Raw genomic sequence first — 25,624 nt, forward strand, 5'->3', positions numbered from 1 at the left:
CTTGGTCGGCACTGAAGCTGGCCCAGCCATCCACGCATTGCGTGGATCTACTGCCGAGCGGCTTCTACTGCCCGGCCTGCCCTTGTGGGTGCCGACCGTTGGTCGGCACTGAGGCTGGCCCAGCCATCCACGCATTGCGTGGATCTACTGCCGAGCCTGCCGCCGGGTGCTCTCCTGCACCCGGCGGCGCCGTGTCGGTGGTCCTCACCGCTGATGGCCGCTCCCTGCCTTCGGTGCCGTCCTGGCTGGGGCCGCTGCCGTTCCGTGGCGGCTGGCCCGATGCTGTTCGTTCTTTCGGCCCGGTCGCATCCACGCATGGCGTGGATCTACTGCCGACCTTGGTGGGCAGCAACGTGTGCCGACCAAGGACGGCACCTACCGGCGCTGCGTGCCCTCGTCGCGACTTGCCTGCGGGAACTGGAAGGCACTGTTGGCGTCATAGCCGCTGTTGGCAGTGTTGCCACGCGCCGGCGGATTGATGGCGCTGGTGCCACTGCCGAAGCCGAGGATCTGCACGCTGATCACCGACGGCTGGTTGCGCCGTGCCTCGTCCTGGCTCTTGCGCATCACATCCTGTGCCGCCTGGCTGGCGCTGTTGGCTGCCGCACTGGCCGAGGCCAGCGCATTGACGTTCACCGATGCCAGCACCGGCAGGCCCTTGCTCTCGCCCTGTACCTGGATGTTGGCGGCATTGAGCACCTGCAGCGCCGCCAGGTTGATGTTGCCCGAGACGCGGATACCGGCCTCGCCCGCGTCGATGGTGCCAAGCGGTGCGATCAGGTCGACGTCGCCCGGTCGTACTTCGGCGATGGGGTTCAAGGTCGCGATGCCGGCGCCACTGGCGGGAGCCTGCGGCGACAGGATCACATTGCCCCAGCCGTCATAGACGCGACGCGGTGGCGTGTACAGCAGCGTCGTCTGCGAACCGCGACCGGCATTGATGTCACCCTGCTCCGACCACGCCAGGATGTCGCCGCCGAACGTGGTCATCACCCGCGACAGGCCCAGCAGCACGCTGTCCTGGCTGAACAGGCGGATATCGCCCTGCCCCTGGGTGACAAGGCCGGCGCTGGCAGGTGGCACCACGCCCTGCACACCGATCACGATCTGCCCACCCGGTGCCATCAGCTCGATGTTGCCGCCCGCCTCGGTACGCACGCCGGAGCCACCGTACATCACGATGTCGCCGGTACGGTCGATCGTCGCACCGGCCGCATTCCTGTCCGGCATCAGCGTGGCGATGGCTTCGCGCCCACGCAGGTAGGAGCCGAAGCGGGGCCCTTCTACATCGGTATATTCCCTTCCACCTTCGCGCAGCTCGGCGTAATAGACCTGGCGCAGGAAGATGCGCTGCTGTTCCTGCGGCAGCGCATCGAACGCGGCCAGCGCCCCGTCGCCGTCGGCAGCCACGCCGAAGCGCTGCTGCAGCCACTGCTTCAGCTCCTGGTTGTAGACCTTGACTGCCTTGCCCGGCTGCGATGCAAGCGATTGCGCGGGATCGGCAAGGTTGACTGGGTCCAGATAACGGGCACGCAGGGCCGCGAAGTCGATCTGCTGGTTGCCGGCCGTCAGCGCGATGCTGGCGCCGGGACGGGTGTCGCCCTGCACGATGCCACCGAGGCTGACGATGCTGCCCGCATCCTCCTGGCGCAGCTGGCGGCCGGCACTGATCTCGGTGTTGCCGGGGCCAGCGATGGTCGCGTTCAGATGCACGATGTCGCGGCCTGCCGCCGCCACCGTGATGTCGGTGGGCGCGGTGTTCAACGCGGTCATCGACACCCCGAGGATGTCCCGGCCTGCCCGCAGTTGCACGGCGCCGGCGGCTTCGAACCAGTTCAACTGCGTGCGCTGCCCCGCGTTGGGATTCAGCGTGCGCCGGGCGCCGGTGGCCAGGCCGATAATGTCCCCCTGCACCGCGTAGAAACGGCTCGGCGCCAGGGCCGCAGACACGGAGGACAGCGGAGTATTCGGACCGAACGCAAACAGCGGAAGCGACGCGTCCGGCGATGCAATGTTGCCGTCGACCGAAAGGTTGTGCCGCGTGCGGGTCACATTGCCTGCGGAATCACCCTGCTCGGCCATGAATGCCGGGTCGAAGGGTCCCGGCAGGCGCGCGTCACTGGCCGAGCGCGCGATCTGGGTCGCGCCAGGCTGGGCGAAGATGCCGCCACCGGCCAGGACGTCCAGCCGTCCTGTCGCCGAGGGTGCCAGCAGGATCACATCCTGCGTCCCCGGCGTGGTGCTGATCCGGTCCAGCTTGATGTCACCCTGCGCAGCAATCGCGCTGAAGCGCGAAGGATAGAGCCAGTAATTCAGCAGATCATCACCGCCACGCACAACAAGCTGGACCTGCTCGCGCCACAGATTGCTGCCCGTCACGTTTTCCGGCCCGGCGAGGCCTGGCGCGAGGTCACCACCGGCACTGAACAGATCCACGGCCGTGTTGGCGGTCCACAGGGAGAACCACGTACTGCCTGCAGCGCGCGCGCCATCATCCAGCAGCACCGCGCTGTAGTTGGCCAGCGGAACCCGGCCGGCATCGGCGACGCCGCCGAGCACCACATCGCCCCGCGCCTGCAGCTGCGCGACCGCATCGCCCAGCACCAGCACCGGCCCGCCCATCGGGCGAGCGGCGTCGGCGGCGAACAGATCGGCCGCACGCAGCTGGCCCAGCGTCGCGTAGCTTTCCAGGGTGACGCCCATTGCACCGATGCGTCCCGCATCCAGCTGCAGGCTGCCACGCAGATTGCTGAAGGTACCGTTGAGATCGAGATTCTGTCCCGCCCTGGAGGCATTGAGGCTGGAGAACGTCGCCCGCAGATTCGGATTCAGTGCGCCACCGATACGCAGTTGCAGGTCGCCGCCGCCGGTCAGGTGCAGCTGGCCATCGCTGACCCGGCCGGTCGATCCCACCGCCGCGATGATCGCACCCGAGCGCGGTGCGATCGTCGAGTCCAGCGCGTCACCTATCGCATCGCGCACGCCGGCGTCACGCCCGGCCTCCAGCGTCAAGTTGCCGCCGCCCAATGTACCGAAGCCGGTGAAGCCGACCATCCGCGGAGAGGCGCCAGCAGCAGCGGACACGTTGGTGTAGGCGCCAAAGTTCACCCACCAGCTGGTCGGCACCGGCTCCACACCGGTGGTGCTGCCGGTTCCCTGCCGCCACAGCCAATTGCCGACCGCGGCACTGGAGTACAGCGCCCAGTCGCGCTCGCTGGTGCCCGACTCTGCGCGCCCGGTCCAGACGTCACCGACGATATCTCGCCCGGCTTCGACGCGCAGGTTGCCGCCATGATCGGGATACCAGGCCTGGTAGCCGGCCAACGCGGCATCATAGCTGCCCGGCACCAGGTTCGGACCCAGCAGTGCGGTGTTCCTGGGGGCTGCTGCACGGGGCGAATTGAAGGCAGCGTCGCGGCCCTCGCCCAGCGTGGTGGGAGCGCCCGCCGTGTACACACCGAAGCCGGACTTCATCACGACATCACCGGCAGCGAGCAGTTCGAGGTCCCCCTTGCCGGTGCGCAGCACGCTCCACGCCGGCGTGCCTGCGCGCTTGCCGTAAGTGGTCACTTCGGTCTGCGTGCCGCCGCCGGCGCAGTAGGTGGGCGCCGTGCTGCAGAACTCGTCTTCGGTCATGCCAAACATCGCGGCGAAGTCCTTCGCAGGGGTGCCTACGTAGGACTCGTCGCCCCAGTAATCCAGCGAGCCCTGCGCGGCCACCTGGCGGGGGGCCGGGCCGCAGTAGTCGGCCGACATCGCGCAGAACTCGTCTTCGGTGAAGCCGAACATGTCGGCCAACTCCGCAATCGGACGGCCTGCATAGGAGGTGTCGCCGATCCAGTCCAGCGATGCCCGCTCAGTCAACGCACGATCACCCACCCAGATGATTTCGGTCTTGACCGTACCGATCGAGCCCTGGTGGGTGTCGGCCAGCACCACGCTGCCTTCACTGCCCCAGCGCCGGCTGCGTGGGTCGGCTGCCCCGGTATCGGCACCGGCAACAACGGTCAGGTCCCAGGAGGTGGTGCCCTCGGCCAGCATCGGCGCCAGCGCCCAGTTGTGCCCCTGGTTGCCGCCGGCATCGGCCGGCCGCAGATTCACCGGCCCGTTGCCGGGCAACTCCACCTTGGTCAACGATGGGATGTACGCGCCCACCTTGAGCTCGACTTCCCGTGCCAAGCGCAACGCAACCGGCAGCGTCGCGCCGGCGGGCCATTCCTGTGCCGCCATCTGTACGGCACTGCGCAGGCGGAAGCCGGCCCCCAGGCGCGCACCGGCCGCCAGCACCAGCGGCTGCTGCAGCACGGTGCCCGCCGCCAGCGTCTGCCCGGAGTCGGTGGTCACCGCCGCACCCAGCACCGTGCCCGCTGGCAGGCGCAGGTTCTGCGAGATCACCATCGGCGCGGGCAGCACGGTACCGACCGGAAGCGTTACCGATTCGACCGGCACGTCATAGTTCAGGCGGGTGCCGGCCTGGAACTCGGTGCCGGGCAGCAGCTTCACTCCGTCCACCGGCACCACCAGGCCGCCGCCAAAGGGGGTTTGCCCCGCGCTGCCATTGCGACCCTCATACAGCTGCCAGCCACCCTCATCCGGCGTGGACGGCGGCGGTGCGAACCCATCGTTGATGCTGCCGTAGACGTTGATGTTGCCTTCGGCCCGCAGCACCAGCGAGGCCGATTCGCCGAAGCCACGCCGCGATGGATCGGCGCGGTTGGCTTCGGGCCCGTAGCGGTAGCCGGACAGATCGATGTCGCCGGCAATGGTCAGGTCGCCGTCCGGGTTGGCGTCGCTGCGCCGCGCCAGCACCTGCACGCCGGGACGAAGGCGGACATCGCCCAGCGCCCGCGTGCGCTGCTGCAGATCCGCGTTGTCCAGCGCAGCATCGATCCAGGCCACGCTGTGCGGATCGACCACCTGGTCCAGCCACTGCTGGGTGACCAGCTGCGCGCGGTTGCCGCGCACGTCAGCGGTGGCTGCCAGGGGCGCATCGTCGTAGCGGCGAACACCATTGAGCTGGATGTCGGCCGCGCCATCGATGCGCAGGCCGGTGGCCGCGGCAATCGCCGCGTCGTTGCTGCCCAGCCGCGGCACATCGATCTTCAGCGTGCCGCGCGGGGTGCCATCGTTCTGGCCAGGACGTCCACCGACGGTAACATCGCTGCCCGCACGCAGGTCCAGCTGCGCCGCGCTGCCCAGGCCGACGGCACCTTCGGCGCTGCCCAGCGTGATGGTGGCCCGGTTTGGACTGTCGATGATCTTGCCATGGCTGTCCACGCGCAGGCCGGTACCGTGCGCGTCCAGCGTGCCGTCCACCTGCAACTGATCGCGGGCGTACAGGCGGATGCTGCCGACCTGCTCGCCGCTGGCATCGATGCGGCCGGCCACGGTCAGGCTGCCCGCATCGACGCTGATATCGACCCGGCGCGCCTTCACTTCGTCGCCGATCCGCAGATCGCCCTCACCGATCTGGAAGCTGCGACCGCCGACGACGCCGCCGGCGGTCAATCGCTGGTTGAGGCCGGCGAAGTCCTGCAGCTGGCGTGCCCGCACCACCAGTTCGCCACCGTCGTAGGGCACCAGCGTGCCACCGGCATCGTAGCGACCAGTGGCGGCACCCTGCAGAACACCGGCCAGATCGGCTCGGCCGGCCATTGCGGTGACCGTCAGGCGTCCGCCGCGGTTGTTGCGGGCGGAAACATCGATGCGGGAGGCCGCATCGGCGCGGATGTCACCCGTGTCGCTGGACAGCAGGACATCGCCGCCCCAGCTGAACTTGTCCACGTCGTACAGCGAGGCCTTGCGTCCGGCCAGATCCAACGCGGCCCGGCTGCCAAGCGTGATGCCCTGGCGTGCGTTCGCCGACAGCCGTCCGGACGCCAGCGCGATCGTGCTGTCCAGCGTGATCCGGTTGGCGTCGATGCTCAGCTCACTGCCCAGTGCATCGCCACCCGCCTTGCCGGTGCCCCCCTGCAGGCGGAAGTCGCCGCCGGTGCGCACGCGCAGCCGCGCGGCGGGATCGGCCGTCAACAGCGGTGTATCGATACCCAGGCTGCCACCGCTGTACTGCCAGCCCTTGTCGGCCAGATAGTCGCCGCGCTGCTGGAACACGTCCAGCGTGCCCTGCGCGGAGAACGACAGCTGCTCCGAAGCACTCAGGTTCAGCGCACTGAATCCGAGCACCTGCCGGTTCGCAGGTACTTCAGAACTGGGACGGCTTAATGGCGCCCGCCCCAGCTGCAGCTGGCGGGTAAAGATGTCCAGCTGCCCGGCGCCGAGCCGGTCCACCATCGGATCGGCCGGCGGCACCGACGCGTCACTGCCCGGCGCTTGGCTCGCCGCCAATGAGCCGTCCCAGACCAGCGTGTCCACCAGGATGCGCGCCCGGTCAGTCGCAGCACCGTAGCCGCGGATGGCCTGCGCACCAAGCACGAGCGTCTGCAGGCCACTGCGGCCGGTGGCACTGTCGCGCGCGTCCAGGTCGACGCTGCCGAACACGTTGACAGAGTCCCGCGCGACCAGGCTGAGCGTGTCCAGCGCCGGCGCGCCGGTGGCATCATTGCCGCGCAGCCGTTGCTGCAGCACGGACTGGTTCATGGTCATGCCACTGGGCAGCGCCCCTGCCGCAGCGGCCAGGGCGATCGCTTCGGCACTGCCGAGGTTCAGCGCCGCCATGCTCAGGCCGAGCTGACGGGTGCCATAGCTGGCCGAGTCGCGCATCTGCAGCGCGCCATCGGTCGCTACCGCGATGCTGCCATCGGAAACCAGCCGGGTCTGGCCGTCGCACGCCGTCTGGCACCCCCCGATGTCGATCGCCACTGGACCGGCCTCCACCCCGGTGGTGCCGGTGATCAGGTTCAGGCGCTGGTTGGACACCGCCAGCAGGCCGCCGGAGACCTGGTAAGGCACGGTCGCGCTGGCATTCGCGTTGGCGGATGCGAACGACAGTGTATCGAGGGTCGCACCGGCCTCGACCAGCACGCCGCTGCCACCGGAGGCCGCTGCCACCAGCACTTCCGGTGCGTTCAAGGTGACGCCGGAACGGATCGCCACGCTGCGCGCCTGGCCGGTCACCGCCACCTGCGAGGCCTCCTGGTTGAACTGCCCGCCGATCATCATCCGCGCCGGCAGGAAGGCATTGAGCGCGTCGTCGCTGAAGGTGGCACCGCGATCACGCGCCTGCGATTGCGCACCGCCGTCGACGATCTCCAGTGAACCGACCGCCGGGCTGGCCAACGTGGCTGTCAGCGTGCCGCCTCGCCCGTTGTCGGTGGCGGCGCCGAACCGCGCGGTGCCGGCGAAGCGGATGGCAGGCGTGTCTGCACGACCTGCGCCTTCGCCCAACGCAAGGGTCAACCCGAGCGCATCGATGGTCTGCCAGCCACGCGACTCGCCGCGGCGGTCGGCCACCGATTGCGCGAAGCTGTTGTAGGAGGTTTCGTTGTAGCCCGAGTGCCGGCGTACTACTGCGGCGGGGGTCAGCAGGATGTCGGTGAGCAACGGCGAGATTGCCGTGCCCAGCGCCGTGCGCTGCTGCCCGGACACACGCCAGGTGCCGGTACCGGTCGCGATGGGTTGCGCGATGCCCGAGGTGCCGGTGGCGCCCAGCTCAACCCGGAATGCACCGGGCTGCAGCGCATAGCTTGCCGGCATCAGCGTGTAGGTGCCTGCTGCCAGGCCGGGCACGCCCGCCGGCACGGTGATCTGCTGGCCCACGGCCGGTGCGGCGAATCCTTCCTCGCCGCTGGGGGCAAATGTCCCGGCGCGTCCCGGCACGATCGCATACACCGGGTTGCCCGACGCACTGAATCCATAGCGCGGATTGGCGTCGGCCAACGCCGTTCGCAGCACGTCGACAGAGCCACCGCGTCCTGACACAAAGGCGGCACCGGTCAACTCACCACCGCCGGACATGTCCAGCAGGGCCCCCGGCGCCACCTCGATCTCATTCGCCTTCAGGGTCACCCCCATCGAGGAGATGCCGGCCGGCGTCAGCGAACCCAGGCTGCGCGTACCGACCCGCCAGTCGACACCATCGACGGTGCCACCATAGGGCAGCGACAAGCCGGCGCCACTGGTCGAGGTGACGCTGCCTGGCAGCAGTTCCACCCGGCTGCCGACGGTTCCGTTCTGGATAAGGCCACCCAGCTGCAGCGTGCCCATCGGCGCCTGTACGTTGCCGCCCTGCTGCACCGTGGCGGCCACCAGGCGAAGCGTACCCAGCGCCGATTCCGGCGCCGGCTTCGTGTCCGCACCGGTGCCGTGGATGCGCAGCACGGCATCCGGATCGGTCCAGTAATCAGCGGTCTGCACGGTCTGCGCCGACGCGCCGGCCACCAGCGTGCCGATCGCGCCTGTGGTGGGGTACAGGCGCGCAGCGGTCACGTCCATCGAACCAGCCGTCATCAACGCGCTGGTGTTGCCACTGCTGGCAATGCCGTTGGTCAGGCGCACGTCACTGCGGCTTTCCAGCGCCACATGCTTGAAACCCGGCAGCCAGGTGACGTCGCGGATGTCGATCAGCTCGGCCTGCACCGCCAGCGCGTGATCTTCCGGCCCGGACGAAGCGACCGCGGCGGTGCCCTGCAGGTTCTCGCCCGGCATCTGGCGCCAGCGTGCCTGCGCCAGGCGAACGTAGGGCGCACTCAGTCGCAGCCCAGACGATAGCCCGGCATCCACGGCCATGCCCTGGCTCGAAGTGCCCTGGCCGTGGATGCGCAGGCTCTGGGCCAGGCGCAGGTCGACGTCGCCGACCGCGCGGATGTCACCGAACACGGACAGGTTGTCGAAACCGCCGGCCTGCAGCTGCTCGACCGACAACGCGGCGTGGCCATATTCCAATGTGGCCGGCAGTGGCTGCGCCGGTGCGCTGTGCTGGCTGAGGCTGATCGCACGCGCTCGCAGTACCTCGTCGCTGGCGCCACGTGCATGGATGCTCCCGCCAAAGGCCAGGCCAAGCGTGCCCCCGCGTGCGCCGGCACCACCGGCGGCCGCGTCCATCCCGCCGTCCAGGTACAGCGCGTTGGCCGAACGCAGCACGATCTGCCCGCCGTCGCTGTCCACGCGCACGCGGCCCTGGCCATCGATGTCCAGTTCGGCCGACGCGCCCCGCGCCTGCAGGCGCGCACCGCGTTCGACCACCACGAAGGCTTCCGGTGGTCGGTTGTCGACGAATGCGGTGGTCTCCCAGTCCAGCGCCCCGCCAATCTCGATGCGCCCACCTGCGCGCACCTGCCCGCGCAGGCGGCCGCTGGAATCGGGCAGCGACATCGCGTCTGCATCGGCATCCAGCAGCGCGCCTTCGGCGAAACGCCAGGTGCGTTCGGTGCGCTGCCCGGCGTACAGCGCGTTCTCCGGGCGCACATCGTCGATCAGGATGCGGCCGCCCTTCGCGCGCAGCGTGCCTTCAACATCGATGTTGCCTGCACCGAGCAGCGAGATCGTCTGCCCTGGATCGACCGCCACCAGTGCATCCTTGCCAACCCGAAGGTCACCGCCCACGCTGTTGCGCTCCGAACGCAGGCTGATGCTCGCACCCGCGCGCTGGCTGACGCGCCCGCTCGACGGATCAGCGCTGTACAGTGGCGCGTCCCACGCTGCCAGTGCGGACGCCCGGTCGGTCGCCATCCGCGCGTCCTGGGTCAGGCGCAGGCCTGGCAGGGCAGCGACCAGCCGCGCGCCATCGGCCACCTCCACACCCTGGTGGCCATTGATGTCGTACTGCGCGAAGCCACTGCCGAACAGGCCGGGGTCCAGTCGCAGCGATGTGCCCGCCAGGTCCGCATCGCCCAGCCGCACCTGGCCACCGGTCCCCAGCGAGAAGGAACCACCCCCCTGTCCTCGACCACTGAACCGGCTTCCGTCGCCCAGTTGCACCCGGCCACTGCCGTCGGTCGTCACCGTACTGCTGTTCGCCTGCAGGCTGACGCTGCCGCCTTTGCCGATATGGGCCTTGCCGCGCAGGTCCAGCGCAGCACCGGCCTCGACGTCAACCGTTGAGTCGGCGCCCACAGCCACGTCATGACTATTGCCCAGGCTCAGGCGGCCGCCATCCGTCCAGGCACCGCTCGCGTCGCGCGGCGTCGCCAGTGACGCATTGCTCCATTCACCGGAGAGATCGATCCGCGTGCCGTCGGCGATGGCGGTGCGCGCGCGGCCATCATGCAGCAGCGCCGTCGGCCGGCCCTGCACATCCAGCAGGTTGCCCGCCGACAGCTGGCCGCCGGCGATGCCGATGTCGCCTGCCAGTTCCACCTCGCTGCCGGTCAGGTTGAGCTGTCCGCCTGCCTGAAGCCGAAGGCTGCCGTCGATGCGGATGCGATCAGCGGTCGCCAGGTCGATCCGTCCCCACTGCTGGGCACTCAGCTCTGCGATATCCAGCCACACGGTGCCACGCCGCACTTCGTTGACCGGGGCCAGCAGCGACCACGCGGCCTTCGTCCGAGCCTTGTCATCCAGGCGCACATCCGAGCCGAACACACCGCTGCGGCCCTGGCCGTCGTAGCGCCCCAGGTACAGCTGCGCATTGCGCGCGACCGCCGTCTGCGCCTGCGCATAACCCTCCAGCGCGGTATCCGGCCTGCGGTTCTGCTGCGCGCCCTGGAAGGTAGCCGTCTCAACCTTTCCATCCAGCACCGCGGTCGGTGCGGAGATGATCAGGCGTCCTGCATCGCGGCCGACCGTGTATCCGTTATCGACACGCTGCGCCGCGAATACAATCGGATCACGGAAGGTCTCGGTGATGCCCCAGCGCTCCTGCTTTACTTCATGGCCGCTGTACAGGCCATCGAAGAGCATCTCCGCCGGCGCGTCATCAAGGCGGTAGACCTGGCCATCGACGCCGCGCACCCAGCTCTGCCGGATCACGCCGCTCTGCACATCCAGGCTGCCACCGGCAAGGTTGATGCGTGAGCCGCCATGCGTGATCACTTCCCTGCCGCCCAGCAGGACGGTGCCTCCCTGCGCGGCCCATTCGCCGATCGAGTGCCCCTGATTGTCAAGGTAGCCGCCCACTTCCAGCAGGCCACCCGCCGCGTACCAGCGCTCACCCGCGTAGCCCCCGGTACCGGCCGGAACGTGGACCAGCCTGCGGCGGTCGACCCAGACCTCGCTGCTGGTCAGCTTGCCGCTGTCGCGGTTGTCCAGGGCATCGCGCAGTTCGTTGCCCTGCACCTTGACCTGGACATTGTTGCTTTCCATCGACACCTGTACGCCCACTGCGCCGGAAACATCCACGCGTGCCGCGTCGTCTACGTAGCTGCGGGCTGCCGCGTCGGCGATGATCTGGCCGCCCGTGGCAACCGTCAGCGAATCCGCACTGAAATGGATGTTGCCACCAGAGACGATCTCCACCCGCGACTGGTCCCGGCGATCATTGTGCTGGGACAGATTGTCGAAGGTTGCCGAGCGCGCGCCGGCGCGGATCGCGTCCTGCTCTGCCGACTCCTTGATGAGGCTGTTGCGCTGCGTATCCAGCACCGTGGCCTTGCCATCGTCCTCGACCAGCACCGCCGTGGTGGCTCCATCGGCAAGCGTGACGCTGCTGCCGGCATCACTGGTCGAAGCCAGAAGATGCACGGTGCCGCGCTGCGCCAGCGTGGTGCTGGCCACGGCCACACCGGCCTGCTCGACGTTGCGCCCGGCCAGGGTCACGTCACCCTCGCGGGCGCGTAGCAGACCGGTGTTGCGTACGCTGCCCGCCGTGCTGCCAGCGACGAAGCGCGGCGCGATTTCATTGCCGCGGGTGGTGGAGCTGGTATTGGTCGCCGTACCCACGCCGCGCCGGATCACGAAACTGTCACCGGCAGCGAGTTGCACCTGGCCCTTGCGCGCCTCGATATGGCCAGCATTCTCCACGCTGTGCCCGGCCAGCAGCACGTAGCCACCGCCGCGCGTCGCGCTGGTCGGCTCATGGGTCGCGATGCGGGCACCCTGCTCCACCATCACCTTGCCAAATGCATCGCTGAGCGCGCTGCTGCTGGCGTCGGGGCTGTACAGGCCGTTGTCACGGAACTGCGCATCGCTGATCCGTGCTGCAGCCGCCAGCAGATTGCGTACATTGACCTGGCTGTTGTTGCCGAACACCACCCCGTTGCGGTTGGCCACGAACACCGTGCCATTGGCCTTCAGCTGGCCCAGGATATGGCTGGGCCGCGCCTGCGGATCATTGACGCGGTTCAGGACTGCCCAGTCAGGGTTCTGCAGGAAGTTCAGCGTGGTGTTGCCGCCGATATTGAACGTCTCCCAGTTCAGGATCGCCTTGTCCGCGGTCTGCTCGACCGTAACCTGCACCCGCCCGTCGCTGCCCTGCGACTGGATCGCGTCGCGCGCATTGAGCCAGCCGCGGGTCAGCGGGTTCTGGTCGACGCTCAGGCCATCCTTACCCAGGCCATCAGCAACGATGAAGCCAGCCTCGCGGCGCGCCTGCCGCGCCTGTTCCTGCAGGCGCTGCTGCAGGGCAATCGCCTGCGCAGCCGTACCGAGGTTGTCGATCGACTGCTGCAGCTTCTGCCGTGCTGCATCCTGCTGCTGGGCCGGCAACTGGAACTGGATCGGCACCCCGTTGGGCATCCGGCCGCTCTGTGCCGCGCTGCCCTGGGCCGCGCCCCGCTCGGCGAACCAGCCCGGGCTGAACGCCTGCTGCGCCTGGCTGACCGGGGCCACCATGCTGCCCAAGGCGACCGCGATGGCCCACGCCATCGGATGATTGCGGCGCATCGGCGCGGCCGGATGAACAGCGGACGGGAGCGGGTGCGACATCGGAACCTCATCAACCTGGTGGGCCGCGGCTGCGGCGACGATCGGGGAGGCACGCGCAACGCATGCCCTGCCACTGATAGACGGTTCACGTGACACGAAGCCGACAGCGAAACACTGCGGCGGCCGCACCGTCGCGGAAATGGCGACGCCGGCCCAGGGGCCGGCGTCGGGTCAAGCAGGATTCAACCCGTGCTGCGGATTACAGCGGACGACCGATGCCGGCGCAGGTGCTGGGATTGTTCAGGCCGGCAGTGCTGCTGGCCAGCACGAAACGGTTGCGGATCGCATCGCGCCAGGCCTTGGTCAGCGGGATGAAGCCGTGGTCGGTGATCGACTTCTCATACGCGACGGTGTAGGTCGCCGGATAGTGGCGGGCCAGGAAGCCGCGCAGGCTGGTGGCGACGCTCGAATCCTTGTAGCACTGGCCGATCACCAGGTTGGTGTAGCCGGCGATCGGATAGCCGGCCGACGGGTTGCCGAACACCGGCACCCAGTTGGCGGGGTCCTCGGCAGCGGTACCGGTCGGCGGAGCGACGGTGTCCAGGGTCGCCTGCACACTCACCTGATCCGGCGAGAAGCCCTTGACCTTGGCGACCTTGGTCGCGTCGGTCACGCTCGGGATCACGTCCGGGCCAACGTAACCGATACGGCCTTCAGCAGCGTAGACAGCGTTGTACAGCGAGGTGCCACCGGTGGCCGGCGCGGCCACCAGGAACGCCGGCAGGTTGCCGTTGGCATCGCGCTTGTACAGGTCGGCGAAGGTCGACTTGATGGCGAACTTGCCACCCACCAGGTTCGAGGTACCAGCGTTCTCAGCCGTACAGGCCGCAGTCAGGAAGCGGCTGAACATTTCGCTGGTGCCGCTGCTTTCCGGGCGGTACACCACCTGGATCGGGCCGCTGCGGTTGGCATCGATGGTCGACCAGTCGCTGATCGCACCCGAGAACACGCCGCAGATCTGCGCCACGCTCAGGTCCACCGCCGAACCGGCCTTGTTGAACGGAATGGTGACCGACGTGGCCACCGACGGCACCTGGATCAGCGCGCCGTAGCGGTTGGCGTTGGTCGGCTGGTTGAAGTTGGTGGTGTAGGTGCTCAGCTCGGTGCTGCTCAGCACCGAATCGCTGCCGGCGAAGTGCACGGTGCCGGTGGTCGAGAACAGCAGCGAGTTGTTTTCCAGGAAGGCCTTCTTGCCGGTGCCCGAACCGGTCACGGCGTAGGTGAAGTTCGCTGGCAGGATGCTGTCGGACGAACCCTTGTAGAGGTCGGCCGGCAGCGAAGCGCCGCCGCCGGTAACGGTCTGCGCGGAGGCGGCGCCAACGGTAGCGAGCAGCGCGGTGGCAACCAGCGCGGCCAGGGTCTTGTACTTGATCATGATCTTCTCCTGAAGGGTTTACTGCGAAGGGAAACGCCAAGGGAGGAACGGTCACTACACGCCTGCTGCCGCCGAGGGCCTCCCAGCCCACTCTGCGGCGACGTGTCCATGCTGGTCCGCGCCGATGACAGGCCGCTTAAGAAACCTGTGGAAGATCGAAAAAAGGTGTGGAGGATTGTGTGGAGAATCGGCCCATGCCACATTCCAGCGACGCCGCCCGATCGACTGAATTGAATCGACTGAATTGAATCGACTGAATTGAATCGACTGAATTGAATCGACTGAATTGAATCGACCTGATGGGATCGACCTGATGGGATCGACCCGATGGGATCGACCCGATGGGATCGACCCGATGGGATCGGCTGGGTAGAGTCGACTGTTAGTCGACTGCTTTTCGCACGCGGAAACGATCTGAATGCACTCGATCTCCGCGCTGGTCGACTAACAGTCGACTCTACCTGTGATGCGCGTTGCGCATCACTGCACCAACTGGTTCATTTCCATGATCGGCATCAGTACCGCCAGCACGATCGTCAGCACCACGCCGCCCATCACCAGGATCATGGCCGGCTCCAGCAAAGCAGTCAGTGCCATCGCGCGACGTTCGATCTCGCGCGAGATGGTCTGCGCAGCGCGATCCAGCAGCGGCGCCAGCGAACCGGTCTTCTCGCCACTTGCCACCAGATGCACCAGGATCGGCGGATACACCTTCTGTACCTTCAACGCAGCACCAAGCGCAGCACCTTCGCGCACGCGCGCGGACACATCGTCGGCACAGCGCGCCAGCAGCGCATTGCCCAGGGTCTGCCGCGCCGCCTCCAGTGCACGCAGCAGCGGCACGCCGGCATCCAGCAGGATCGCCAGCGTCGAGGCGAAGCGCGCACTGTTCACACCCAGCACGAATCGCCCGACCATCGGCACCCGCATGAGCATCGCGTCCCAGCGCAGGCGCAGCTCGGGCCTGCGCAGGGCCAACCGCCAGGCCACCACCAGCGCAGCGATGCCGAGCCCTACCCACACGCCCCAGCTGCGCACGAACGCGCTGGCGCCCAGCATCATCTGCGTGAGCATCGGTAGTGTCTGCCGCGCCTGCACGAACGCGGTCACCACCTGCGGCACCACGTAGCTGAGCAGGAAGATCACGATCGCCACCGATACCAGGCTGATCGCTGCTGGGTAGATGAAGGCGGTCAGTACCTTGGCCTGCAGCGCGTTGCGTTCTTCGATGTAGTCGGCAAGGCGCTCCATCACCCGCGCCAGGTCACCGGAGTCTTCACCTGCGCCCACCAGCGCCCGATAGATCGGCGGGAAATCGCGCGGCCGCGCGGCCAGCGCAACGGTCAGGCGCTGGCCGGCACGCACGTCGGCGCGCACGGCGGTAAGCGCCTGGGCCACGTGCGGGCGTTCGGCCTGCTCGATCACCGCACTCAATGCGCCTTCCAGCGGCAGGCTGGCCGCCAACAGGCTGGCCAGCTGGCGCGTAGCCCAGGCCAACTCGCTGGCGGACAACCGGCGAGCGCCCCAGCCACTGCCGGCACTGCGCGCCGCACTCACCTGCACAGGGGTCAGCCCGCGCCCGCGCAGCAGCTGGCGAGCACCGCGCGGGCTGTCGGCATCCAACTGGCCCTTTTCGATGCGGCCCTGCGCGTTGGCAGCCTGGTAGTCGAACAGTGCCATGCAGGCCTCAATCGTCGCCGGTGACGCGCAGGATCTCTTCCAGCGTGGTTACCCCGCTGTCGACCCAGCGCTGGCCATCCTGCCGCAGGGTCCGCATGCCGGCCCGCCGGGCCGCCTCGCGCAGCGCAGGCTCGCCCTGCCCTTCATGGATCAATGCGCGCACGCGGTCGTCGACCACGAATAGTTCATGGATGCCGGTTCGCCCCCGATAGCCGCTGTTGGCGCAGGCCGCGCAGCCCACCGCGCGCCATACGGTGCGACCCTCGCCGTCCACCTCGGCACGACGGCACTGCGTGCACAGCCGCCGCACCAACCGCTGCGCCAGCACGCCGCGCAGCGACGAGGCCAGCAGGAAGGGCTCCACGCCCATGTCAGCCAGGCGGGTCACCGCCGAGATCGCATCGTTGGTGTGCAGCGAGGCCAGCACGCCATGCCCGGTCAGCGACGACTGCACCGCAATCTGCGCGGTCTCCAGGTCGCGGATCTCACCGATCATGATGGTGTCCGGATCCTGGCGCAGGATCGCACGCAGCGCGGTGCCAAAGCTCATGCCGATGCGCGCGTTGACCTGGATCTGGCCGATGCCGGCGAAGTCGTACTCCACCGGGTCTTCCACAGTGAGGATGTTGCTGGTGCTGCTGTCGAGCTGGCCCAGTGCGGCGTACAGCGACGTGGTCTTGCCGCTGCCGGTCGGCCCGGTGACCAGCACGATGCCGTGCGGCTGACGGATCAACCCGGTGAACGTGGCCAGCGTGTCATCGGCCATGCCGAGGCGCTGCAGCTGCAGGCGACCGGCATCCTTTTCCAGCAGGCGCAGCACAGCACGCTCGCCATGAGCGGTCGGCACCGTGGAGACACGGATATCCAGCGGCCGCCCGCCCACGCGGATGGCGATGCGCCCGTCCTGCGGCAGGCGCTTCTCGGCAATGTCCAGGTGCGCCATGATCTTGATGCGTGATACCAGCGCCGCATGCAGTGCGCGCCGTGGCTGCACCATGTCGCGCAGGGTGCCGTCCACGCGGTAGCGCACAACCGAATGGGTCTCGAACGGTTCGATGTGCAGATCGCTGGCGCCATCGCGTGCGGCCTGTGCCAGCAGCGCGTTGATCATGCGGATCACCGGCGCATCGTCCTGTGCATCCAGCAGATCGGTGACCTCCGGCATGTCCTGCATCAGCCGGTCCAGATCGACTTCGCTTTCGGCGGCACCCACCACGGCAGCGGCATCGCCGCCGTCACGGTACTGCTCACCCAACCGCTGTTGCCACGTCGCAGCGTCCAGCGCCTGGAACGGCAGCGGGCCATGCCGGCGGCGCAGCTCGGCCACAGCCCACGCTGCGGTGTCGGCGGTGCCCAGCAACACGGGCTCGCCGCCAACTTCGGACAGCATCACGCCATGGCTGCGCACCCAGGCGTACGGCAGCGGCGCGGAAGCGCTCACGGCCCGATCACCAGTTCCGGCGTGTAGCCCAGCCCGCGCAGCTGCTGCAGCGCAGGGTCCAGCGTCGCCGGATCGCGCGGCAATCGCACGCGCAGGCGTTGCCCGCTCTCGCCGGGCGTCGCTTCGGCATAGGCCTGCAGGCCCAGTGCACGCACCTGCGCCACGCCCTGGCTGGCACGCGCCGGGTCCAGCCCCTGCGCGAACTGCACCAGCTGCGCATCGCCGTCACCGGACGGGTACAGCGCCGCCAGGCTGCTGTTCTGCAGCGGCTGGCCCTGGTCATCGCGTGCATTGCCCTGGCCGAGGACAGACAGGTCCTGCGGTGGCAGCTGCGGTGCCGACAGCGCCGGCAAGGCCCAGCTCTGTGCCGGCTGCGCGCCCGCCTGCGCGTTGCGCATGTAGTCGTAGCGGTCGCGGGTCAGGCGCTGGCCGGCGGCCGGCTCACGCACCACGTGCGGGCGCAGGAACACCATCAGGTTGGTCTTGGCGCGCTTGCGCGTGTCGCTGCGGAACAAGGCGCCCAGGACCGGGATCTTTCCCAGCCCCGGCACCGCATCACGGCCATGGCTGACGCTGTCTTCCAGCAGGCCACCCAGCACCATGATCTGGCCATCGTCCAGCAGCACGCTGGTATCCAGGGCGCGCTTGTTGGTGATGATGCCGGCCGTGCTGTTCGCGCTCTGCGCGTCGATGCTGCTGACTTCCTGGTAGATGTCCAGCTTCACCGTGCCGCCCTCGGAGATCTGCGGGCGCACCCGCAGCTTCAGGCCGACGTCCTCGCGCACGATGGTCTGGAACGGGTTGTTGCTGCCGCCGCCGCCGTCGGTCACGTAGCGGCCACTGACGAACGGCACGGTCTGGCCGACCATGATGCTGGCCGCTTCGTTGTCCAGCGTCATCAGGTTCGGCGTGGACAGGATGTTGGCACCGCCCTTGCTCTGCAGCGCGTTGGCCAACGCCTTCATGTTGAGGATCTGGCCGACGCCGGGCAGGTTGATGGTGCCGTCGATCACACCGATCTTCAGGCCATCCTTGGGCAGCACGTCCAGGGTGGTGCGTGCGGTGGTGTTCAGCCCGCTGCCACCGGTGGTGCCACCGAAGTGGGTGCCGCCGAAGGTGCGGCCATTGCCCAGCATCCACTGCACGCCCAGTTCGGCCGCGTCGGTCTGGTTGACCTCCACGATCAGGCTTTCCACCAGCACCTGTGCACGGCGCTGGTCGAGCTGGTCGATCACCCGGCGCAGGTTGCGGTACACCGGCTCGGGGGCGGAGATCAGCAGCGTGTTGGTGGCCACGTCCGCCTGTACCGAGATGCCGTTCTGGCTGAAGCCGGTGCTTCCTGCATCGATCGGGTCACGGCGGCTCGGGTCCAGGCGCTGCGATTCCAGCGCATTGCCTCCGGGCTTGGCCTGCTGCGGCTGCGACGGCTGCGCGGGGGTGGAGCGGCTGGCGTCGCCGGGCAGTGGTGTGATGCCTTCGTTGCTGCCCATCGCCGGTGCATCGCTCTGCCCGGCCACCACGCCACGCAGCACACCCGCGAGCTGGTTGGCCTGGGCATTGCGCAGGTAGACCACATGCAGGTTGCCGGATTCATCCTGGGCACGGTCCAGCTTCTCCACCAGCTGCCTAGCCAGGCGGGTGCGCCCGGGACTGCTCGACCGCAGCAGCACGCTGTTGCTGCGCGGGTCGGCCATCACCACCACCTTCTGGGTGGGCTCGGCGCCCTGCGCATCCAGCAGCGGCGCGACCATCGCCGCGACGTCAACGGCAATGCCCTGCTGCAGCTTCACCACATCGGTGTCCATGCCGGCCGGTGTATCCACGCTGGCGATCACACGCGCGATGCGCTCCAGGTTGTCGGCATAGTCGGTGATCACCAGCGTGTTGTTGCCCGGATTGGCAGTGATCGGATTGTCCGGGCTGATCATCGGCCGCAGCACCGCCACCAGCGCGGCCGCGTTCTCGTAGCGCAGCGCGAAGGTGCGCGTGGCGATCTCACCCCCCGCACCGCCGCTGCCAACGCGGCCACCGAGCAGCTTGGCATCGGCCTGCGGCACCACCCGGCTGACGCCGCCGTTCTCGACCACGGCGAAGCCGCGCATGCGCAGTGCGCCCAGCAGCAACTGGTAGGCCTGGGTACGGCTGACCGGACCATCGGAAACCACTGTCATCTTGCCGGTCACCCGTGGATCGACCAGGAACTGGCGCCCGGTGAAGCGCGCTGCCATGCGCAGTACGCCACCGATATCGGTGTCGACCAGGTTCAACTGCACCGGCTCATCACGGGCGTCCTGCGCCAGTACCAGCGCCGGTGCGTGGGCCATGCACACGATCAGGGCCAGTGCGGTACTGCAGGCAAGGCAACGCGCCCTCATGGATGGGCACCCGCGGTGGCCACCATCACGATGTTTCCGGAAATCCGTGCCGCCGGCATGTTCGCATCCCCTGTGCGTGTCAGTTGCAGCTGCTGCAGTTCGATGGCCGGATCGGCCAGCACGGGCAGCAGCCAGTTCCACAGCGCGTCGGCGGGCACTGCCTGCACCTGCAGGTGCCAACGCCCGTCGCGCGCTTCGATATGCAGGCCGGCGGCAAGGCCGGCGGTCTTGATGCCATCGCGCAGCCCGGCCAGTGTCGCGTGCTGGCTCTGCGCCAGCTGCTGGCGCTCACGGGCGCGTAGCAGCGGTGCCAGTGCGCGGGACTGCGCCTGCAGCCGCGGCAGCTCGGCCTGCCAATACGTGCGCTGCTTCAGCAGTGGCTCCAGCCACAACGACCACAGGCCCGCCACCAGCAGCGCCACCACCATCACCCACAGCATCAGCCGGTCGCGCGGTGGCAGGCGTTGCCAGCGGTGCTGCAGGCCCACCAGCCCCTCGCCCAGCCATAGGGTGCGGGTCGTCACTGCCCAGCTCCGCTCACTCGCAGGTGTCCACCGGCTTCGCGCGCCAGCTGCAGGCCCTGTGCCTGAACTGCTTGCTGCCAGTGCTCAAGCCGCTGCGGATCGTCGGCCAATGCCTGGGCATCGGCATCCAGCTCCATGTCCAGCTGCCCGGGTTGGTAATGCAGGCTGCGCACTTGCCCGGCCAGCTCCGGAACAGCCTGCAGCGTGCTGGCAACCTGACGCTGCAGCGCCGGCAACGGCGGCGCCGGCAGCGGCACCGCAAGTGCTCGCCTTGCCTGCAACACCGGGTCCACCACATCGGTGATCTCCGGGAAGCGCGCGCTGAACTGGCGCGCCATGTCCCGTTGCAGGGCCTCGCCCTCGATCCGCGAACGCGAGACCTGCAGCTGCAGGCCGAGTGCAGCCAGCAGCACTGCTGCCAGTGCCAGGCCGATCGCCAGTCGCGGTGCTTTCCGGCCTGCGCCGGGCAGCGGCAATGACCAGCCTGGCAAGGGGCCAGAGGTCTGCCGTTCATGCGTGACGGCGGTGGCCGGCAGGCTGTCCGGCCACGTCGGCGGCACACTATCGATCCACTGCACGGCCAGCACGCCCGCCTGTTGCAGGCGCACGGCCAGCGCCTGCATCACCACACAGGCATCACGTCCGCCATACCATTGAACGAAACCCCGATCGCGCCCGCTGCGTACCAGCAGATGCTCGCCGCTGACCTGCAGCGTGGCCTGGCCGTCCTGCCAGGGCAGCAGCAGTGGCGTCGGATACAGCGCCTGCAGCTGCAGCCCACACGAGCCCAGCAGCTGCTGCGCCTCCGCGATGGCCTGCTGGCCGAGCCAGGCCACCGGAACCGTGCCGTCTGCCGCCTGCGCGCCGTGGGCCAGCGCCACCTCCTGCAGGTCATCCAGCAGCATCGCCTCCACCTCACCCTGCAGCGCCGACTGCAGGCGGCGCCCGGACAACGGCGGCAACTGCAGTTCCAGCAGGATCAGGTCGTTCGGATCGAGGCAGGCACGCACCGCAGCCTGCGGATGCCGCAGGCCCAGCGTCGCCAGTGTTTCGCGGCCATGCGCCAACACCTCGCCCTTGTGCAGCTGCGCCCAGTCCACCGCGCTGTCGGCGCGCAGGTGCTCCAGCGCCGGCAGGCGCACGCGAAGCTGCACATTCATGCGCCGATCCTCGTCCACACCCGTTGCACACGCACCCCATCGTCGCGGTATTCGCGCCACAACAGCGCGCGAAAATCGACCGCACTGCCGTCAGCCTGCACCTGGCCGACGGCCAGGAACCATTCGCTATGGATACCCAGGGGAAGCACGGCCATCTGTTCGTTGCTCAGTTGGAGTCGGTTGGCGATGTCGCCGCGATTGAGCAGCCAATGGCCAGCATCGCGCTCACCGAGCAGCGCCTGCAGCCGTGCCGGCTCGACCACGGGCGTCACCGCCTGCAGAACGCGCAGGTCGCTGGTGTTGGCGTTGACCAGGGTCTGCGCCGGCAACACCACGGTGCGCCGCGCCAGCGCCTGCAACGCCACCGGATCGGCACCAGGTAGCGCTTGTTCGATCAGTGATTCGCGCGGCAGCGGCGCCTGCGCCTGCATGTCGCCATCGCGCAGGCGCGCCTGGATGTGGTCGGCGGCGGATGCGCAGGCGCCCTGGCCCAGCCCCTGCCCGGCACACAACGCGATGAACGCGCGCCGCGCCTCGGGGTCCGGCCTGCCATGCGCAAGAAGGTTGCGCAGGTTGAACATCGACTGCGCATCGACCAGCTGCAGCTGCACCGGCAACGGCGCCTGCAGCTCCAATGGGCGCGCCCAGCGCCCGCTGCGCACCGTGGTCAGCTGTTCCTTTACATCCTCACGCAGCTGCTGTGCCGCACGCTCCAGCGTTGCGTCCACCGCCATGCGTACCTGTACGCGCAGCTGGTCGCCACGCAGCGCACGCAGCTGGGCCGACTGCCGGGTCAGCAGTGCGGTGGCAATCACCGCCACCAGTGCCACCACCAGCAGGGCGACGATCACCGCCATGCCACATTGGCGGACACTCGAAACAGAACGCATCCGGGCTGACATCGGCCTGCCTCACAGCTGCCAGGAACCGATGTCCGCATTCCCGGCGTCGCCACCGGGCTTGCTGTCCGCGCCCAGCGAGAACACATCGATGTCGCCATGGGTTCCGGGAATCTGGTACTGGTACGGATGGCCCCATGGATCATTGGGCAGGCGATCCAGATAGGGCGTGACCGGCATCGCGCCACCACCCTGCGGTGGCTTCACCAGCGCCTGCAGGCCCTGCTCGGCACTGGGATAGCGACCGTTGTCCAGCTTGAACAGTTTCAACGCCTGCATCAATGCAGCGATGTCCTGGCGCGCTGCCACCACGCGCGCCTGGTCGGGACGGTCCATCAACCGCGGCACGATCAGTGCGGCGAGGATGCCGATGATCACCACTACCACCATGATTTCGATCAGGCTGAAACCCTGCTGCCGAGCCCTGCGACCACGAACCTGCCTTGCCATTGTTCCGCCCTCGTCATCCTGGAAGAGACCGCTGCGCCATGGTCAGCGGTGCATGTGTCAGTACGATAAACATCCGCTGGAAATCCGCTGCGCGTGTCCCTGTGCAGGCGCAATACGTGCAGCCGGGGCACATGCAGACTCGAACAGGTGCTGCGGCACGCTGGCCAGCGCATCGTCGATGCAGCCGCGCAGCAACGGGTGCGCGCAGGCCTGCAGCAGGCGCACGCACTGCATCGGCGACCATGCCGTTCCATGATCGAGGCCGATGAACATCCGATAGGCCTGGTGATAGCGCAGGTCGTCGTACACGCGCTGGGCACTGTTCAGACCGCGCACGACCACCAGCAGAGCCGCGCGCTGCAGCAGCCGCGCATCGCCTGCATCAAGCGGTAGCGGGCTCATCGCCGCCTCGGGCCAGGGCCGCAGCTGCAGGTCGAGGGCTTTTCGCAGCGCCGCCAGTGGGTGCGCACTACCATCCAGTGCCGCCCAGCGCGCCGCATCCGCCCAGGCGTCGCTGGACAGCACCCAGACCCACGAGCGCCCATAGCGCTGCACGTTCAATGGTGCATGCCGTGCCTGCTCCAGTGACTGGCTCAGGTGACGATCCAGCTCCAGCATGCTGATCCTGCGACTGTCTGCCATCGGCGCCGCCCGTGCTCCACGACGCGTGGTGCGTCGTACTCTGGAGAAGACGTCAGCAAGGCAGGTGAAGCGACAGCGCGCATGCAGCTCTGTGCACTGCGTGGCGCTTCATCGACAACGTCATCGCAGCGTCATCTGCCTGCAGGCTTCGCGTTCCAGCCGCGGCGCTTCGCCTCCACAACGCCGTGCCAGTATCGCCACGTCGCTGCGCGCGGCGAATGTTGCCAGCGCATTGGACATGTCCACGTCATCGAACCATGACGCCATCGCAACGCGCAGCGCCGGCAGCTGCCAGCCGTCCATCACACCATGGGTGCCTGCTACGAACCAATGCCAGAGGCGATGGTGAAGCACCTGGTCGTGCAGCTGTGCGAGATCCTCAATGCGATGCACGTCCATCAACAGCAGTGCGCGTGCAACCGCCGCGGGCGGCAACGCACCAGCTTCAGACAGCGGAAGCGACTGCTGCTGCAGGCGCAGCAGCATCGCCAGCGGGTGCGACTGCGGATCAAAGTCCAGCAGCACCGCCTGTTGCTGCCACTGCGCATCGGACACCACGCACACCCAAGGTGAGCCATAGCGATGCACCATCAATGGCCGTCGCTGCGTGGTTTCCAGCAGCGCCGACAGATTGCGACGCAGATCCAGCACACCGATGGTCTCGTTGCGCATCCTTGGCCTCTCCTCGCTTGCAACAGCCCTGCGCGGCGCGCAGGGCCAGCGTCTTCATCTATCCAAGGACGGCAATGCCACCCGGAAAGCGACGCAGATCCAGCGACATCGTCAGTCGCAGCTGCTCCAGTGCCGCGTCTGGATCATCAATACGGAAGCGACCGCTGACCGGCGCGCGCGCCAACGCCGATTCACCCAACAGAACCTTGCCACGACGATAACGGTTGATCTCGTCCACCACCTCGCGCAGCGGTGCGCGGCGGAACACCAGCATGCCTTCGGTCCAGGCGCTCACTTCAGAAGCCACGGCTTCGGCCACCACGCCACTGAGGCGCTCGTCGTACTGGGTCTGCTGACCCGCCTGCAGCTGCAGCCGGCCCTGCGGATGCTCGATGCGGGCGCTGCCCTGCAGGCAGGTCACCCGTACCTGGCCGTGGGTGTTGCGCACATCCAGGCGCACTGCGCCTTCATCGGCAATCACGCAACCCGGGCCCGCGAACAACGCCAGGCGCAGGCCGGCCAGGGTCTCGATCGCGGCCTGGCCCTGCACCAGCTCGAAGCCTTCGCCCTGCGCGTCGGCGCGGCGGCGCAGGCTGCTCTGCGTATCCAGTTCGATCTTCAGCTGTGGCAAGGGTGCGATCTGCAGACGTTCACCGGTGCCGGTGTGGAAATCAGCCGTCATCGCCGTCACCGAAGGCCACAGCCCCAGCGGCGGGCGGATTGCCGCCACCACCACCAGGCTGGCCGGGGCGGCAATCGCCGCGCCCAGGAAGGCGCGCCGGCTCCAGCGCTGGGCCGGCGTCGGCGCCACCGGTTGGCGCGCGGCGGCGGGCAGCTGCTCGCCGGCCAGGCGTACCTGCTCCCATTGCCGGCGCGCACGGCCGAACGCCTCACGATGACGCGGATCCGACTCGCACCACGCACGGAACCTGCGCCCGTCGGCGGCGGTTGCCTCGCCCGAGGTCAGCCGCACCACCCACGCGTGCGCCTGACGCTCGACGGCATCCAGCGGGCGTTGCGGGCGATCGTCAGGATCCATGGGGGCTCATGCCGGACCCGCACGCTGCGGGGTTCTGCTCGGCGTCAAAGTGTAGACGGATGCCGCCGTTCAGAACCGCACCTGGCGCCCCTGCCCGCTGCGCTCGGCCAGGTAGTCCTGGGCCGCCTTCAGCTCACGCTGCACCAGCCGCAGCGACACACCGAGGCGATCGGCCACGTCGCGCTGCTGCAGGCCATCGACGCGGATCGCCAGCAGGATGCGGCGACGGCGCTCGGGCATGCGCTGCAGCAGGCCGACCATGTCTTCCAGCGCGAAGTCCAGTTCGGCCGCCTGCGCCGGGCCGGGTGCAGGGTCGGCCATGTCCATCAGCGTATCCACCTCCTCCAGGCTCAGCAGGCGGTGGTCTGCACGCTGGCGGTCGATCACGGTATTCATTGCCATGCGCAGCAGGTAGGCCGCGGGGTTCTGCACGGCATCCAGGCGGTCACGCCGCGCGCTCAGGCGCATCCACGTGTCCTGCAGCGCGTCGCCGGCCAGCTCCTCCGAGCCCAGCTTGCGCACCAGCCGGCGCTTCAGCTCATCGTAGGCACCCAGAAGGTGGTCCATCAGGTCAATTGCCCCAGCCGTACCGTTGCTCATGTTCGAAT

The 25,624-nt window shown here is 68.4% G+C and carries 13 protein-coding genes; all 13 read right to left on the reverse strand.

Features of this window, described 5'->3' with window-relative positions; all coding sequences use genetic code 11:
• Positions 1 to 375: 375 nt before the first annotated feature.
• The 13 genes from Q9Q79_RS11445 to Q9Q79_RS11505 all read right to left on the reverse strand — a co-directional run bounded on the left by Q9Q79_RS11445 (position 376) and on the right by Q9Q79_RS11505 (position 25,616).
• The gene (locus Q9Q79_RS11445; RefSeq protein ID WP_201862549.1) at positions 376 to 12,759 is read right to left on the reverse strand and encodes a filamentous haemagglutinin family protein; all 12,384 of its coding nucleotides are present in this window, start codon (positions 12,757 to 12,759) and stop codon (positions 376 to 378) included.
• Between the two features lie 199 nt (positions 12,760 to 12,958).
• Positions 12,959 to 14,134 (reverse strand): substrate-binding domain-containing protein, encoded by a 1,176-nt coding sequence (locus tag Q9Q79_RS11450; RefSeq protein WP_201862547.1) that lies wholly within the window; start codon positions 14,132 to 14,134, stop codon positions 12,959 to 12,961.
• Between the two features lie 480 nt (positions 14,135 to 14,614).
• A complete protein-coding gene (gene gspF / locus Q9Q79_RS11455) occupies positions 14,615 to 15,814 on the reverse strand; it encodes a type II secretion system inner membrane protein GspF (RefSeq protein ID WP_043033313.1) in 1,200 nt (399 codons plus the stop codon).
• Between the two features lie 7 nt (positions 15,815 to 15,821).
• Entirely contained in the window at positions 15,822 to 17,255 is a 1,434-nt protein-coding gene (gene gspE, locus Q9Q79_RS11460; RefSeq protein WP_012480446.1) for a type II secretion system ATPase GspE, read from the reverse strand.
• Entirely contained in the window at positions 17,252 to 19,630 is a 2,379-nt protein-coding gene (gene gspD, locus Q9Q79_RS11465) for a type II secretion system secretin GspD (protein WP_201862542.1), read from the reverse strand. The genes gspE and gspD overlap by 4 nt, the downstream gene beginning before the upstream one ends.
• Entirely contained in the window at positions 19,627 to 20,154 is a 528-nt protein-coding gene (gspM, locus tag Q9Q79_RS11470; protein WP_033835066.1) for a type II secretion system protein GspM, read from the reverse strand. The genes gspD and gspM overlap by 4 nt, the downstream gene beginning before the upstream one ends.
• Complete coding sequence (gene gspL, locus Q9Q79_RS11475) at positions 20,151 to 21,314, reverse strand: type II secretion system protein GspL (RefSeq protein WP_012480449.1); 1,164 nt, start codon at positions 21,312 to 21,314, stop codon at positions 20,151 to 20,153. Before gspL ends, gspM begins: the two co-directional genes overlap by 4 nt.
• Positions 21,311 to 22,216, reverse strand: coding sequence for a type II secretion system minor pseudopilin GspK (gene gspK / locus Q9Q79_RS11480; RefSeq protein ID WP_005409889.1), 906 nt, complete (start codon positions 22,214 to 22,216; stop codon positions 21,311 to 21,313). The genes gspL and gspK overlap by 4 nt, the downstream gene beginning before the upstream one ends.
• 9 nt (positions 22,217 to 22,225) lie before the next feature.
• Positions 22,226 to 22,663 carry a type II secretion system major pseudopilin GspG gene (gene gspG / locus Q9Q79_RS11485; protein WP_005409890.1) on the reverse strand — a complete coding sequence of 146 codons (438 nt, stop codon included), beginning with the start codon at positions 22,661 to 22,663 and terminating at the stop codon, positions 22,226 to 22,228.
• A 57-nt stretch (positions 22,664 to 22,720) separates the two neighbouring features.
• Complete coding sequence (locus Q9Q79_RS11490) at positions 22,721 to 23,281, reverse strand: hypothetical protein (RefSeq protein WP_005409891.1); 561 nt, start codon at positions 23,279 to 23,281, stop codon at positions 22,721 to 22,723.
• A gap of 144 nt (positions 23,282 to 23,425) precedes the next feature.
• Complete coding sequence (locus tag Q9Q79_RS11495; protein WP_005409892.1) at positions 23,426 to 23,977, reverse strand: hypothetical protein; 552 nt, start codon at positions 23,975 to 23,977, stop codon at positions 23,426 to 23,428.
• Between the two features lie 58 nt (positions 23,978 to 24,035).
• On the reverse strand, positions 24,036 to 25,016 hold the full coding sequence (locus Q9Q79_RS11500; protein ID WP_005409893.1) for a DUF4880 domain-containing protein: 981 nt from the start codon (positions 25,014 to 25,016) through the stop codon (positions 24,036 to 24,038).
• Positions 25,017 to 25,085: 69 nt separating this feature from the next.
• Positions 25,086 to 25,616 carry a sigma-70 family RNA polymerase sigma factor gene (locus Q9Q79_RS11505; protein ID WP_062606577.1) on the reverse strand — a complete coding sequence of 177 codons (531 nt, stop codon included), beginning with the start codon at positions 25,614 to 25,616 and terminating at the stop codon, positions 25,086 to 25,088.
• Positions 25,617 to 25,624: the final 8 nt, after the last annotated feature.

This window comes from Stenotrophomonas sp. a6 (assembly GCF_030913325.1).
Taxonomy (GTDB): Bacteria; Pseudomonadota; Gammaproteobacteria; order Xanthomonadales; family Xanthomonadaceae; genus Stenotrophomonas; species Stenotrophomonas maltophilia.